The organism is Glutamicibacter sp. BS14 (assembly GCF_056934375.1).
Genome location: NZ_CM167801.1, coordinates 2,435,793 through 2,449,889 on the forward strand (window position 1 = coordinate 2,435,793; position 14,097 = coordinate 2,449,889).

The 14,097-nt window shown below is 64.4% G+C and carries 12 protein-coding genes; 9 read left to right on the plus strand and 3 right to left on the minus strand.

Features of this window, described 5'->3' with window-relative positions; translation table 11 throughout:
* Positions 1-80: 80 nt before the first annotated feature.
* The 6 genes from mihF to AC1Z36_RS11585 all read left to right on the plus strand — a co-directional run bounded on the left by mihF (position 81) and on the right by AC1Z36_RS11585 (position 5,837).
* Positions 81-416: an integration host factor, actinobacterial type gene (gene mihF / locus AC1Z36_RS11560; protein ID WP_013349055.1), complete on the plus strand. Its 336-nt coding sequence runs from the start codon at positions 81-83 to the stop codon at positions 414-416.
* Positions 417-419: 3 nt separating this feature from the next.
* Positions 420-986 carry a guanylate kinase gene (gene gmk / locus AC1Z36_RS11565; protein ID WP_105658309.1) on the plus strand — a complete coding sequence of 189 codons (567 nt, stop codon included), beginning with the start codon at positions 420-422 and terminating at the stop codon, positions 984-986.
* Positions 987-994: 8 nt separating this feature from the next.
* Positions 995-1,255: a DNA-directed RNA polymerase subunit omega gene (rpoZ, locus tag AC1Z36_RS11570; RefSeq protein WP_286134300.1), complete on the plus strand. Its 261-nt coding sequence runs from the start codon at positions 995-997 to the stop codon at positions 1,253-1,255.
* A 102-nt stretch (positions 1,256-1,357) separates the two neighbouring features.
* A complete protein-coding gene (gene coaBC / locus AC1Z36_RS11575) occupies positions 1,358-2,584 on the plus strand; it encodes a bifunctional phosphopantothenoylcysteine decarboxylase/phosphopantothenate--cysteine ligase CoaBC (RefSeq protein WP_105658311.1) in 1,227 nt (408 codons plus the stop codon).
* Between the two features lie 76 nt (positions 2,585-2,660).
* Positions 2,661-3,866, plus strand: coding sequence for a methionine adenosyltransferase (gene metK, locus AC1Z36_RS11580; protein WP_105658312.1), 1,206 nt, complete (start codon positions 2,661-2,663; stop codon positions 3,864-3,866).
* Between the two features lie 9 nt (positions 3,867-3,875).
* Positions 3,876-5,837, plus strand: a complete 1,962-nt coding sequence (locus tag AC1Z36_RS11585) for a primosomal protein N' family DNA-binding protein (RefSeq protein ID WP_105658313.1) — start codon at positions 3,876-3,878, stop codon at positions 5,835-5,837.
* Here the strand turns inward: AC1Z36_RS11585 and AC1Z36_RS11590 are convergent.
* Together AC1Z36_RS11590 and AC1Z36_RS11595 are read right to left on the minus strand one after the other, a co-directional pair.
* The gene (locus AC1Z36_RS11590) at positions 5,834-6,730 is read right to left on the minus strand and encodes an alpha/beta fold hydrolase (RefSeq protein ID WP_105658314.1); all 897 of its coding nucleotides are present in this window, start codon (positions 6,728-6,730) and stop codon (positions 5,834-5,836) included. The two genes, AC1Z36_RS11585 and AC1Z36_RS11590, sit on opposite strands and share 4 nt — an antisense overlap.
* 10 nt (positions 6,731-6,740) lie before the next feature.
* Positions 6,741-7,748 carry a sugar-binding transcriptional regulator gene (locus tag AC1Z36_RS11595; protein WP_105658315.1) on the minus strand — a complete coding sequence of 336 codons (1,008 nt, stop codon included), beginning with the start codon at positions 7,746-7,748 and terminating at the stop codon, positions 6,741-6,743.
* Between the two features lie 106 nt (positions 7,749-7,854).
* Here AC1Z36_RS11595 and AC1Z36_RS11600 point away from each other — a divergent pair, with 106 nt between their 5' ends.
* The 3 genes from AC1Z36_RS11600 to glpK are packed head-to-tail and all read left to right on the plus strand — an operon-like array spanning position 7,855 to position 11,860.
* Positions 7,855-9,534 carry a glycerol-3-phosphate dehydrogenase/oxidase gene (locus AC1Z36_RS11600; protein ID WP_105658316.1) on the plus strand — a complete coding sequence of 560 codons (1,680 nt, stop codon included), beginning with the start codon at positions 7,855-7,857 and terminating at the stop codon, positions 9,532-9,534.
* 59 nt (positions 9,535-9,593) lie between these two features.
* Positions 9,594-10,322 (plus strand): MIP/aquaporin family protein, encoded by a 729-nt coding sequence (locus tag AC1Z36_RS11605; RefSeq protein WP_105658317.1) that lies wholly within the window; start codon positions 9,594-9,596, stop codon positions 10,320-10,322.
* 17 nt (positions 10,323-10,339) lie between these two features.
* Positions 10,340-11,860: a glycerol kinase GlpK gene (gene glpK / locus AC1Z36_RS11610; RefSeq protein ID WP_105658318.1), complete on the plus strand. Its 1,521-nt coding sequence runs from the start codon at positions 10,340-10,342 to the stop codon at positions 11,858-11,860.
* Between the two features lie 111 nt (positions 11,861-11,971).
* Here the strand turns inward: glpK and AC1Z36_RS11615 are convergent, their stop codons facing one another.
* Positions 11,972-13,846 carry an HNH endonuclease gene (locus tag AC1Z36_RS11615; protein WP_105658319.1) on the minus strand — a complete coding sequence of 625 codons (1,875 nt, stop codon included), beginning with the start codon at positions 13,844-13,846 and terminating at the stop codon, positions 11,972-11,974.
* Between the last annotated feature and the right edge of the window lie 251 nt (positions 13,847-14,097).

The window sequence follows — 14,097 nt, forward strand, 5'->3', positions numbered from 1 at the left end:
TAGTCTTGCAAAAGCAGCGTTAGCTCGCTATGTTTCTCAACATAAGCCTTAGTCCACTACAACTGAAGGATGGCTGAACGATGGTACTGCGAGAACTCTCTGACGAAGATCGTATCCGCGCCCGCGCCAAGGCACTCGCCGCACGCACTCGTCGTGCAGAAATCAAGGCCGAGTTCAGTGCCGGCAAAATTTCCATCACCGAGGTACTAGACTTGGTATACGAAGATGAAGCCGTGGGACGCATGCGTGTCATGGACCTTCTGGAATCGGTACCGGGCGTAGGTGAAGTACGCGCGGCAAATTTGCTGGAGCGACTTGGCATTTCCCCTTCCCGCCGTCTGCGCGGACTGGGACGCAAGCAGCGCACCGCAATCACCGAGCACTTCAAGCAAAGCCCGCCAAAAACGAAAGTGTAGTCAATGACCGCTGCGTCGGTAACTGTTCTAGCCGGCCCCACGGCAGTAGGCAAGGGCACCGTCTCTACCTACATCCGCGATAACTATCCAGATGTCTGGCTTTCGGTGTCCGCAACGACCCGCAACGCCCGGCCAGGGGAGCAGGATGGAGTCCACTACTTCTTCGTGGGCCCCGAACGTTTCCAATCCCTGGTCGAGGAAGGCCAGATGCTGGAATGGGCTGTTGTCCATGGCCAGAACAGCTACGGCACGATTCGATCGACGGTTGAAGATGCAGTGGCAGATGGCAAGAAGGTTCTGCTGGAAATCGATCTGCAAGGTGCGAGGCAGGTCAAGGAGTCGATGCCCGAGGCAAAATTCGTCTTCTTGGCACCGCCATCATGGGAGGAATTGGTGCGCCGCCTTGTGGGACGCGGCACTGAAACGGCCGAGGAACAGCAGCGCCGCCTAGAAACCGCTAAACTAGAACTTGCAGCGGAATCTGAATTCGACGTGACCATCGTCAACGACGATGTCGCACGTGCCGCCGAAGAGCTTGTAGCCCTCATGGGGCTAAAGAACGACAAATAGGGAGTCCTGTGTCCAACCCAGAGGGAATCATTAACCCATCGATCGACTCGTTGCTTGAGACCAACGACTCGAAGTACGCCATTGTGCTGAACTCGGCCAAGCGTGCACGCCAGATCAACGCCTACTACGCGCAGCTGAACGAAGGCCTGTTCGAGTACGTAGGCCCACTGGTGGAAACCAAGCTGAACGAGAAGCCGCTGACCATCGCCTTGCGCGAGCTGGACGATAACCTGCTGAAGGTAACCGCAGCCGAGGTCATCGAAGACTAATCGAAAAGTCGGCGCCCCTGAGCGGGCGCCTTCTTTTTCGTTAAGCTCCTTTTTCTCCCGCACCCACCTCATTGCCGCACCGAATCCTCGAGGAAGTACTTCGTGAAGCGAATTGTCCTAGGCGTTTCCGCTGGTATCGCCGCCTACAAGTCCGTACTCCTGCTGCGCTTGCTGCGCGAAGCCGGGCACCACGTCGACGTGATCCCCACCCGGAACGTCGCCAACTTCGTGGGCAACGCCACCTGGGAGGCCTTGTCCGGAAATCCTGTCACCTCGAACGTGTTCGACGCGGTGGATTCGGTCAATCACGTGCGCCTGGGCCAGCAGGCCGATCTGGTGATGGTCGTGCCGGCCACCGCGGACGTCTTAGCCAAGGCCGCTGCGGGATTGGCTGACGACCTGCTCACCGGAACCCTGCTGGCCACGCGGGCGCCGGTAGTGATGGCCCCGGCCATGCACACCGAAATGTGGCAGCATCCGGCCACTGCCGCGAATGTGCAAACCCTGCGGGATCGCGGCGTGCGGGTGATCGAACCCGCCTCCGGGCGGCTGACCGGCAAGGACTCGGGGCCGGGCCGGCTTCCAGAACCCGATGAAATTTTCGCCGCAATCCAGGACCTGCTCGCCGAACCGGTGCTGGCCGGAGCCAAGGTACTGATCACCGCCGGCGGCACCCGTGAACCGCTGGACCCGGTGCGCTTCCTGGGTAACCGCTCCTCGGGCCGCCAGGGTGTCGCGCTGGCACAGGCCGCCCGAGATGCCGGGGCCGAGGTCACGCTGATCGCCACCCATCTGGAAGTGCCCGCGCCGCATGGCGTACGGCTGGTGCACGCCTCCAGCGCACTGGAGCTGCGCGAGGCGGTCTTCGACTGCGCCGAGGGCCAAGACGTGCTGATCATGAATGCCGCGGTCGCCGATTTCCGCCCGGCAAGAATCGAGAACTCGAAGATCAAGAAGCGCGATGAGCATTCGGCTCCGGTCATCGAACTGGTGCGCAACCCGGACATCCTCGCCGAGCTGGTCGCCGCGCGCGGACAGAATCCGCAACTGCCGCCGTTCATTGTCGGTTTTGCCGCCGAGACCGGCGATGAGCAGGGGACCGTGCTGGAGTACGGCCAGGCCAAGCTGAACCGCAAGGGCTGCGAAATGCTCGTGGTCAACGAGGTGGGCGCATCCCTGACCTTCGGGCAGGAAACCAATAGCATCCAGGTTCTTTTCGCCGATGGCGCCGACTCGGTGCAGGCTTCGGGCAGCAAGCTCGAGGTGGCCCGCGTGGTCATCGAACAGATTTCGAATGCAACAAAAAGTCATGCAGCTGTAACAAAGTGAGTGGCGCCATACGGTGCTTGTTCACGAAACGTACCAGATCTGCTTACCGGTCCCAGAGACCAGATAGAGTTATACGGTGACTTCAACAACCCCTGAACTTCGTCTTTTCACCTCGGAATCCGTGACCGAGGGCCACCCGGACAAGATTTGCGACCAGATTTCCGACGCGATCCTCGACGCCATGCTGGCGCAGGATCCGGACTCGAAGGTCGCCGTCGAGACCCTGACCACCACCGGGCTGGTGCACGTTGCCGGCGAGGTGACCACCAATGGCTACGTGGAGATCCCGGAGATCGTCCGCAAGACCATCCTGGATATCGGCTACGACTCCTCGGCCAACGGCTTCGACGGTGCGCGCTGCGGCGTGTCCGTGTCGATCGGCCAGCAGTCCCAGGAGATCCACGACGGCGTCTTCAACTCGCTGGAGTCGCGCGAAGGCACGGCCAAGGATCCCCGCGACATGCAGGGTGCCGGCGACCAGGGCCTGATGTTCGGCTACGCCTCGGATGAGACCGACTCGCTGATGCCGACCCCGATTTTCCTGGCGCACCGCCTGTCCGAGCGCCTGACCCAGGTCCGCAAGAACGGCCGCATGCCGCTGCTGCGCCCGGATGGCAAGACCCAGGTCACCATTGGCTACGACGGCGACAAGCCGGTCTCCGTGGACACCGTGGTTGTCTCCAGCCAGCACGCCGCCGAATACGAGCTGGCGACCCTGAAGGCCGACCTGCATGAAGAGGTTGTGACCCCGATCCTGGAGCGTTCGGGCCTGGACATCTCGAACACCAAGATCATCCTGAACCCATCGGGCCCGTTCATCATCGGCGGCCCGGTCGGCGATGCCGGGCTGACCGGCCGCAAGATCATCGTGGACACCTACGGCGGCTTCGCCCGCCACGGCGGAGGCGCCTTCTCGGGCAAGGACCCTTCGAAGGTCGACCGCTCGGCTGCCTACGCGATGCGCTGGGTGGCCAAGAACGTGGTCGCCGCCGGCCTGGCACGCCGTGCCGAGGTCCAGGTGGCCTACGCGATCGGCGTGGCCCGTCCGGTGGGCCTGTATGTGGAGACCTTCGGCACCGAAACCGTTGATCCGGCCAAGATCACCAAGGCCATCAACGAGGTATTCGACCTGCGCCCGCTGGGCATCATCGAAGACCTGGACTTGAAGCGCCCGATCTACCGCAAGACCGCTGCCCACGGCCACTTCGGCCGCGAGGACAACGACTTCACCTGGGAGAAGCTGGACCGCGTCGAGGCCCTGCGCAGCTGGTTCAACGCCTAGGACCTGAGCGTGCAGCAAGACGCCCTCATCTCAGCACCCGAGCCGGCCCGCCTCAAGCGGGTTGCCCGGGTGCTGATTGATTCTTCCGTCCCGCACCTGGACCGCTTCTTCGATTACGAGATTCCTCCCTCGATGGCCCAGGATGCCGTGGCGGGGGTGCGCGTGAAGGTGCCCTTCGGGCCGCAGCTGCTCTCCGGATTCATCGTCGCGGTGCTCGAGGACCACGCCCCGGAGATGAAACTGCGGCCGCTGGCCAAGCTGGTCAGCACCCAGGTGGCGCTGTACCCGGAAATCGTGGCCGCCGCGCAGGAGATCGCGACCCGCTATGCCGGAACCCTGTGGGATGTGGTGCGTCTTGCGGTGCCCGCCCGCGCGGCCAAGGTCGAAAAAGAGGAATTGGCCACCGTCGCGCCGTTGCTGCCCGACGCCCCGAACCAGCTCTCCCGCTACGAGCACGGCGCCCAAGCGCTTGACGCCTGGGGAAGCGGCGAAACCCTGCGCGCCGTTGCCACCTGGGTGCCGAATTTCCACGGTGCCTGGCCAGGGTTCTTGATGGATGCGGCCCGTCCGGTGCTTGAGCGCGGCAAGCGCGTGCTGCTGATCGTGCCCGACGCGCGCGACCTGCGGCTGCTGGGTGGCTATCTCGATGAGCACTTCGGCGCCGAATCCTATGCGCGGCTGCAGGCCGACGACGGGCCGACTCCGCGCTACCGCAACTTCCTGCGTGCCATCGGAGGGCATGTGCAGATCGTCATCGGCACCCGTTCGGCGGCGCTATGCCACGTGCCCGGGCTGGAACTGATGATCGTGTGGCAGGACGCGGACCAATCGCACCGCGAACAGCGCGCACCCTACCAGCACAGCCGCGAGGTGGCGTTGCTGCGCAGCCAGCAAGCAGGCATCTCCCTGCTGATCGCATCGCCATCGCGCTCGGTCGAAGCCCAGCGCCTGGTGGCGACCGGCTGGGCCACCGAACTGAAGGTTCCCCGCGACCTGTTGCGTGCGCAAACCGCCCGCATTGTGGCCACCACAAACGATTTCGAGCTCGAGCGCGACCCGGTGCTCGCCCGGGCCCGCATCCCTTCGCTGGCCTGGCGGGAAGCTACCAGGGCGCTGGAATCCGGCCCGGTGCTGGTGCAAGTGGCGCGCACCGGGTTTATGCCGGCGCTGGCCTGCCAGGACTGCCGGACCCCGGCGCGCTGCACTGCCTGCCAAGGCCCGCTGCACATCGCCGGCAAAGGCTCGCATGTGGCTTGCCGCTGGTGCGGCGAGCAGTACCACGACTACCGGTGCGTGCACTGCGCCTCACCGAGGATCCGGGCCGCCAGCATCGGCGCCGACCGCACCGCCGAAGAACTCGGGCTGGCCTTCCCTAAGGTCAGCGTTATTTCTTCCACCGGAGCAAAACCCGTGGACAAGATTCCCGGCAAACCGGCGCTGGTGGTCGCTACGCCAGGGGTCGAACCATTTGCCGAATCCGGCTACGCCGCGGTGCTGCTGCTCGATGCCGACAAGATGATGACCCACGATTCGCTGCGCAACCCCGAAGAAGTCATCTCCCGCTGGTTCACCGCTGCTTCCATGGCGCGTGCCGACGGGGTAGTGGTGCTCACCGGCAATCCGAGCCCCGCCGGGGCCGCGCTGGTGCGCTATGACCCGGCGAGCTTTGCCGAACGCGAATTGGCCGAGCGCCGCGAGGTGGGGTTGCCTCCGGCAGTGCGCAGCGCAGTGATTTCGGGCCTGGGCGCCGAACGGCTGGTCGCGAACCTGGATCCGCAGACCCGGCAGTGCGTGCAAATCCACGGCCCGACGGTGATAGACGGGCCCCCGGCCCAGCACCGCTACGTGCTCTTCTTCTCCTACTCCGACGGGCCGGCGGTGACCATGGCCCTGCGCCAGCTGCGCGCGAGCATGTCCGCGGCCAAGGACCCGGTCGTGAATATCGCTATCGACCCGGACGACGCGCTCTAGGAGCCCGCCGCGGGATCCTCGGCCTGGCCGGTTGCCAGCAGCTGCAGGAAGCCATCGATGGCGGCGGCGGTTTCGGGAGCCTTCTCGTAGTGGATCAGATGCCCGACGTTCTCGAGCATGACCAGTTGGGCGTTGGCGAAGCTGGCCCGCAGCGCCTCCTGCGTCTGCGCGGTGCCCAGTTCGTCTTGCAGGCCGCCGACCATCAGCGTCGGCAAGCTCAGCGCAGGGGAGTAGTCCCCGACCGTTGCGCTGACCGAGGCGCGGTACGACTGGGCCAAGGTGGCCCGCGAGTGGAAGCCGCCGAAGTAGGCGCGGTGCTGCTCGCGCACGTAGCGGCGGATTTCCGGGTCCCTGCTCTTGGTCATCACCAGGCTCATGGCATCGCTGAACAGCTTGGAACGCAGCAGCGGTTCGCCGATGCGGGCCGGAAGCTTGGCGCACACCTCGTAGTAGCCGCTGGTGAGCTTGGCCAGCAGCGCCTGGTCGGACTCCAACGCCGGCTCGGAGATCGGGTTGAGCAATACCAGCGAGGCAAAGCCGCGGACGGTGGCCAGCTTGGCGGCCACGATCGAGCCGAAGGAATGCCCCAGCAGGTGCACGGAGGATTCCAGCTGCAGCTCTTCGGCCAGCTGATTGAGCACCGCAGCGTACCCCTCGACGTCATGGGGCAGATCCGCCATCGAGGTCGAAGTGCCAAAGCCGGGAAGATCGGGAACGATCACCGTGTAGTGCTCCAGGTGCGAGACGATGCGCGCCAGCCCGTGGTGGTCTCCGCGGAAACCATGCACGGCGTAGATCACCCCGCGGGAGGGCTGCTGGGCCGGGTGGGTGTAGACCCGGATTTCTGCACCGTTCAAATGATGGGTGGTCACTAGCTGCTGTCGTGGGGCCATGGCTTTAACCCTACCCGTCCAGCAGCGCCAGGGCGGTGCCTTCGTCGATCACCAGATCGGTGATCAGCCCGCCTTTGAGCGCACCGCGCACGGCCTGGAGCTTGCCGCGGCCGGCGACCACGCAGAAACGGGTCGGCACCTTGCGAAGGGCATCGAGGTTCGGGCCGGTGGAGCGGGCATTAAGCGAAATGTTCGAGCTGTTCCCGTCCTTGTCGAAGAACACCGTGGCCACGTCGCCGACCACGCCGATCTCGTTGAGCTCTTGGGTTTCCGCCTTGGTCAGGTAGCCGCCGCGGTAGACCTGCGAAGCCACGGCGGAGCCGGCCGAGCCCAGGGAGAATACCGCGAGACTCATCTCCTTCTGCACCTGCAGTACCCGGCGGATCGATGTTTCCTTCCACATTGCGTCGCGGGTGGAGGCCCGGTCGAAGAAGGCCGGGACCGGGAACTGCTCGGTGCGGGCGGTGAAGGCTTGGCCGAAACGCGTGAGGATGTCGCTGGCATAGCGCACGCCGCTGGTCACCGGATTAGCCGCTCCATTGAGCTGCACGATCTTCGTGTCATGGGTCGGGTGGGAGCCCAGCGCCGTGGACACCGACTGCATGGTCGATCCCCAGGCAACACCCACCGTCATCGAGGAGGAAACCATGCCGCCGAGCAGGTAGGCCGCGTGCGCAGAGACCCGGGCCAGCAGCTCGGAGTCATCCATGTTGCCATCGGTGGGTACGACGTTGAAGCTGATCCCGTAGTGCTCGGAGAGCTGGTTTCCCAGCAGCGCCGACATGTTGGCGCTGGGGGAGATGCTGATCGAAACCATGCCGGTGCGCTTGGCGTGGGTGAGTAACCGGGAGACCGTGGACCGCGAGGTGCCCAGCTCCTTGGCGATCACTTCCATCTTCATATCCTGAAGGTAATACAGCTGGGCGGCGCGCAGCGCATCCTTCGCCTTGGGGGTGCTGTGCACAGATGTGCCAGTCGTTGCCCGCTTGTAGGTGCCCCCGGACGAGGATTTCATCATGATTCAGACCACTTCTGCACGTTTGTGCATTTTGTTTGACCGCTTTGCCGTTCAGTAACAAGACTAGCTTCAGACTCATTCAATATTTACATAAGGGGCACAAATCGTGATTCGGGAACAGCTAGCCAAACTGCGCGAACGTCCGCAGGCGCAGGTTCTGGTTGTTGGCGGTGGCATCAACGGCGTAGCGACCTTCCGCTACCTGGCCATGCAGGGGATTGATGTAGCCCTGATCGAGCGCGGCGATTACTGCCAGGGCGCTTCGGGTGCCAGCTCGCACATGATCCATGGCGGAATCCGCTATCTGGAGAACGGCGAGTTCCGCCTGGTTCACGAGTCGGTGCAGGAGCGCAACTCGCTGCTGGAGATCGCTCCGCACTACGTGAAGCCGCTGCAGACCACCATTCCCATCTTCTCCACCTTCTCCGGCATCCTCAGCGCACCGATGCGCTTCCTGTCCCACAAGTCGGGCAAGCCAACCGAACGCGGGGCGGCGCTGATCAAGGCCGGGTTGATCATGTACGACGTGTTCGCAGGGATCGGCGGACGCAACACCCCTTGGCATAACTTCAAGGCCGGCAAGGCTGCCCGCCAGGATCTGCCAGCACTGCGCGATGACGTCAAGTACACCGCCACCTATTTCGACGCCTCGGTGCACAACCCCGAGCGGCTGACCCTGGATGTGCTGCGTGAAGGCCTGAACGCCAACGACGAGGCCCGCGCCAGCAACTACGTTGAGCTGGCCGGCGTCGACGGCGGCACCGCGAAGCTGCGCGATATGCTCTCCGGCGAAGAATTCGACTTCGACGCCGATGTCATCATCAACGCCACCGGCGCGTGGGTGGATCTGACCAACAAGGACCTGGGCCGCGATACCAAGTGGACCGGCGGCACCAAGGGTTCGCACATCGTGCTGGATCACCCGGAACTGCTCGCCGCTACCGGAGGCCGCGAAATCTTCTTCGAGCATGAAGACGGCCGAATCGTGCTCATCTACCCGATGCTCGGCCGCGTGCTGGTCGGCACCACCGACCTCGAGCACGACATGAACGAGCCAGCGGTATGCACCGACGAGGAAGTCGACTACTTCTTCGAGCTGGTCCACCATGTCTTCCCGGGCATCAAGGCCACCAGGGAACAGATCGTCTACAAGTTCTCCGGCGTGCGCCCCCTGCCCAGCCATGACGACACCGCGCCAGGCTTCGTATCCCGCGATTACCAGATCAAGGAAACCCGCCTGACCGACGCGACCACCATGCTCTCGCTGATCGGCGGCAAGTGGACCACCTTCCGCGCACTGAGCGAGAACCTCGGCGGCAAGGCCCTGGAATTCCTCGGCGCCCGTGAAGTGAAGTCCACCGCCGGCGTAGCCATCGGTGGCGGAAAGAACTTCCCGGCCAACGAGGGCGAACTCGCCGCTTGGTATGCCGCGCGCGAGTCCAAGGCCGGCCGCGAACGCTTGCGCGTGCTGCTCGAGCGCTATGGCACCGGAGCCGATGCCCTGCTGGAAATCATCGGCGGCAACGAAACCATGCTGGAGCACACCAACGAGCTGTCCTGCCAGGAGTTGGCCTACATGGCGAACCAAGAGCAGGTGGGCCGGTTGATCGATGTCTTCATCCGCCGCACCAACCTGGCCTTCCGCGGCCTGGTCACGAAGGATTTGGTAATCGAGGCAGCTAATTGCCTTGCAGAGCCGATGGGTTGGGACCAGTCCCAGACCCAAGCCGAGATCGACCATTCGCTCTCGGTACTCGCAGAAGCCCACGGAGTCACCCTGGTCTAACCTGCATCCAAGCCGGCGGCAAGGCGCCGCTGGCACTCGAAACCACTAAGAGGTCAACGTTGTCCACTCACGTGTTTCTCGCCGAATTAGCCGGCACTTTCATTCTCCTGCTGATGGGCGGCGGCGTCTGCGCGAACGTCGCCCTGAAAGGCACTCTCGGCAGCGCCGCGGGCTGGGTAGCCATCAGCTTCGGCTGGGGCCTGGGCGTCTATTGCGGCGTCTGGATAGCTGGGATCTCCGGAGCCCACCTGAACCCGGCAGTCACCCTGGGCCTGCTGGTCAACCCGGACGTTGCCGAGTACGCCCCCGGCGTCGCCAAGACCATGGCCAATACGCTGCTCTACTTCGCGGCGCAGTTCATTGGCGCCTTCCTGGGTGCCGTGGGCACCTGGCTGTCCTACAAGAAGCACCTGGATGATCCGCAGAACGCGGGCACGCAGCTGGGCGTCTTCGCCACCGGACCGGCCATCCGCTCCTACGGCTGGAACCTGGTCTCGGAAATCTTCGGCACCTTCGTCCTGGTGTTCGTGATCGCCGGACTGGGGCACACTCCTCACGAGCTTGGCCCTCTGGCTGTCGGCCTGCTGGTTGTTGCCATCGGTCTGTCCCTGGGTGGAGCCACCGGCTACGCCATCAACCCGTTCCGCGACCTCGGTCCACGAATTGCCCACGCAATCCTGCCGATCAAGGGCAAGGGCTCCTCCGACTGGTCTTACTCGTGGGTTCCGTTGGCTGGTCCAGCCATCGGCGGTATCCTTGGCGGACTTGCCGCCGCGCCAATGTTCTAGAAAGAGAGCAGTGAATCATGAGTGAAAAATTCGTCATCGCCATTGACCAAGGCACGACCAGCTCCCGCGCAATTGTCTTCACGCACGCCGGTGAGGTGCATTCGGTAGGCCAGAAGGAACACGAGCAGATCTTCCCGGCTGCCGGATGGGTCGAGCACGATCCAGCCGAAATCTGGAGCAACGTGCGCGAAGTGATTGGCCAGGCCCTGTCCAAGGCCAACCTGACCCGCCACGACATCGAGGTCGTCGGCATCACCAACCAGCGTGAAACCGCGGTGGTGTGGGATAAGAACACCGGCGAAGCCGTCTACAACGCGATCGTCTGGCAGGACACCCGTACCCAGGACATCGTCGACGAACTGGCAGCCGATGGCGGCCTGGAACGCTACAAGCAGACCGTTGGCCTGCCCCTGGCGACCTACTTCTCCGGCACCAAGATCAAGTGGATCCTGGACAATGTCGAAGGTGCCCGGGAGCGTGCCGAAGCAGGCGACCTGCTCTTCGGCACCACCGACAGCTGGGTGCTGTGGAACCTGACCGGCGGCGTGGACGGCGGCGTGCACGTCACCGACGTGACCAACGCATCACGTACCCTGTTCATGGACCTCAAGACCCTGGACTGGGACGAGAAGATCCTGGCTGACTTCGGCGTGCCGCGCTCGATGATGCCGCAGATCCGCTCTTCTTCGGAGGTCTACGGCTCCGTGCACACCAACCAGCTGCTGCGCGAGGTGCCCGTTGCAGGCATCCTGGGCGACCAGCAGGCGGCGACCTTCGGCCAGGCGGCCTTCACCGCAGGTACCGCGAAGAACACCTACGGCACCGGTTGCTTCCTGATCTTCAACACCGGCACAGAGATCGTGAATTCGACCAACGGCCTGCTGACCACCATGGCCTACAAGCTGGGCGAGAACGCACCGGTGTACGCCTTGGAAGGTTCCATTGCCGTGGCCGGGTCGCTGATCCAGTGGCTGCGCGACAATATCGGCATGATCGCTACCGCTCCGGAGATCGAGGAACTGGCAGCCAAGGTGGAGGACAACGGCGGCGTGTACATCGTTCCGGCCTTCTCCGGGTTGTTCGCACCATATTGGCGCTCGGATGCCCGTGGCGCGATCGTGGGCTTGACCCGCTATGCGAACAAGAACCACATCGCCCGTGCGGCCCTGGAGTCCACCGCATTCCAGACTCGCGAAGTCCTGGATGCAGTCAACGCCGACGCAGAGGTTCCGCTCACCGAACTGAAGGTCGACGGCGGCATGGTGGCCAACGAAGCCCTGATGCAGTTCCAGGCTGACATCCTCGGCGTGCCAGTGGTTCGCCCGAAGGTCACCGAGACCACCGCACTGGGTGCAGCCTACGCTGCTGGCCTGGCCGTTGGCTTCTGGAAGGACCTGGGCGAACTGGAAGACAATTGGGCCGAGGACAAGCGCTGGGAGCCAACCATGGATGAGGCTACGCGTGAGCGCAGCTTGCGCCTGTGGAAAAAGGCTGTCACCCGCACCTTCGACTGGGTCGACGAAGATACCAAGGCCTAAGCGCAACCGTGGCTTGGCCGGTTCCGAGCCGGCCGCAACCGGCAACGCCCGAATCACCCGGATGGGTGGTTCGGGCGTTGCCGGTTTAACCCGCGGGGCAGCTCAATCGCCTCAATCGCCCGATGCGGCCTCAGGGGTGTCTTCCTGGCCTGGACGCGCGGTTTCCTGCGCGGCGGGTCTGCGGCGCGCGGGGGACTCGCCGGCTTGCCGGGCGTCCCAATAGGTATTGCGGCGGGGCTTTTGCTCCGGATCGACATGTGCAGGCATGACCACGTGCGGCAGCCCATCGACATCGATGACCTCGAGCTGTCCGGCATGGCGCTTGTGGTGATCGGACGTGCACATTCCCGCCCCGGACCAGACACTGGTTTCGCCGCCTTCGGACCAGGGCTTCTGGTAGTGGTCGGTTTCGACATGATCCGGCGGCGCGGTGCAGTCGGGCACGATGCAGCCGCGATCCCGGGCCATGATCGCTTCGCGGATCCGGCCTTTGTGGTAGCGCATCTTGCGCCCCATATCCAGTACTTGGCTGTTGCCTCCAAGGACCATCGGGATGATGTTCGCCCTGGCGAGCAGCTGCCGGAGTTCTCCGGGCGGGATGTCGATGCCATTTGCGGTCATGCCGTGCGCGTCCGCCAGGTTCTGCAGATCCGCGAGCCACAGGTAGACCACGAACTTCGGGATGACGACTTTTCGCTCGCCGCCAGCAAATGGTGCGCGCAACAGCGCCATGAACGCGTTGAGCCGGCGACGATGCACATCGGGCTGCCCGGCGGGGGAGTCCTGCAGGTGCGGCTCGTCTTGCGCCCCGTCTTGCGGTTCGCCTTGGGCCTCTGCCTGCTTTGCGGTGCGGCCGCCGTCCGGGTTCTGGCCATCGTGAGCTTCTGGTTCCTCTTCGGCCCACGGCGGCATGGGCTGATCGCTGCGCAGCCACGACGGCGGCTCGGGTGCGGCTCCACTTCCGTTGCCAGCGTTCTGGCCTGCCGTGGACTCCTGGTCCGCTTGGGAGTCCTGGCCCTCTCGCGGGCCGCCGCTGGCGCTGGATCCCGAACCCGCCGGGCGCTGCTGCTGGGGATCGCGATCGGCCCGGCCGGCCTTGGTTCGTGGGTTGCCGGCCTGCGTGAGTACCGAATGAACCAGTTGCGCGTCGGTGGCATCGGTGCGCAGCGAGAAGAAATGCACGCCGTTTTTCACCGGGCCGATGAACATGCCGAGCTTGGGAGGCAGCTGCTTGCCGTGCAGTTCTTTGTAGGTCCTGATTGAGGTGCTGATCTGCTTCTGCGCGGCGGCGGGGCCCAGCTCCCGCAGGGAGTGGGCCGCGGCTTGGTCCAGGCTGCGGCCATCGGTGCCATGCGCCAGCAGCGGCACGGGCACGCCGTCAAAGATGGTGTCCTGCGGTTCGAGCCGTTCAAGGCGCCGCGCGGCGGAAGCGATGGCCCGGCGGTTGGCTGCGCCCTGCCCGTAGAGTTCGGCCAGATGCTTGAAACGCGGCGCGCAGATGCCGCCATCGGGGGTGCGCCGGCCAATGAGCAGGTGCGCGTCGGCAATGCGCCGTTGGGCTTCGAAGTAGCTGATGCCCAGCCATGCGGCCAGCAGCTGGGCGGTGTCCTTGTAGCAGCAGCGCCCCGGGGCAAGGTCCGGTTCCCCGGCAAAGAGCCCGTCGGTGATGGCGTCGGGGTCATCCGCGGGCAAACGCAGGGCCGCGTAGCTGTCCAGTGCCAGCGCCCGGGCGCCGGTGGCCTCGGCATGCAGTGCGCCGGCGTGTTGCTCGCAATGGACTTGCTGGGCGAACCTTTCGGTGAGCTGCAGATGCGCCAGGACCAGGCGCGGGTCGCCCGCATCGCGCACCAGCTTGCCCAGCGCGGCATACAGGGCCAGGCACAGGTAGCCAAGGCGCAGCACCATGGCACCGGACAAGGCCGGTCCGAGGTGCATCGGGGCCTGGCATGCGGTGCGCAATGCGGCGATCAGGGCTGGCGCGTTCATGGCTCCATGATCGGGCGCTGGAAGCTCCTGCCCCTGCGGGCAGCTGCGGGATGTGGATAACTGCGGTGGCGCCGCGTTTGCCGCTGTGTGCAATCTTGCGCTTCATCGATGCGCGCGTGGGCAGGGGATATGCGATAGAATCGCGATATGAATCCGAAGCGCAACCTAGCCTGAGCACGGCCCGTTGGCCGTACCCCCGAGTGGAAATTTGGGGGCTTTTGTTGTGTCTGGAACCAAGAACAAGTTTTTCC

What these genes read in the sequence shown, in the direction of transcription:
- mihF (WP_013349055.1), top strand. Translation starts at nt 81, where the DNA reads ATGGTACTGCGAGAACTCTCTGACGAAGATCGTATCCGCGCCCGCGCC.
- gmk (WP_105658309.1), top strand. Translation starts at nt 420, where the DNA reads ATGACCGCTGCGTCGGTAACTGTTCTAGCCGGCCCCACGGCAGTAGGC.
- AC1Z36_RS11590 (WP_105658314.1), bottom strand. Translation starts at nt 6,730, where the DNA reads ATGGCCCCACGACAGCAGCTAGTGACCACCCATCATTTGAACGGTGCA.
- AC1Z36_RS11595 (WP_105658315.1), bottom strand. Translation starts at nt 7,748, where the DNA reads ATGATGAAATCCTCGTCCGGGGGCACCTACAAGCGGGCAACGACTGGC.
- glpK (WP_105658318.1), top strand. Translation starts at nt 10,340, where the DNA reads ATGAGTGAAAAATTCGTCATCGCCATTGACCAAGGCACGACCAGCTCC.
- AC1Z36_RS11615 (WP_105658319.1), bottom strand. Translation starts at nt 13,846, where the DNA reads ATGAACGCGCCAGCCCTGATCGCCGCATTGCGCACCGCATGCCAGGCC.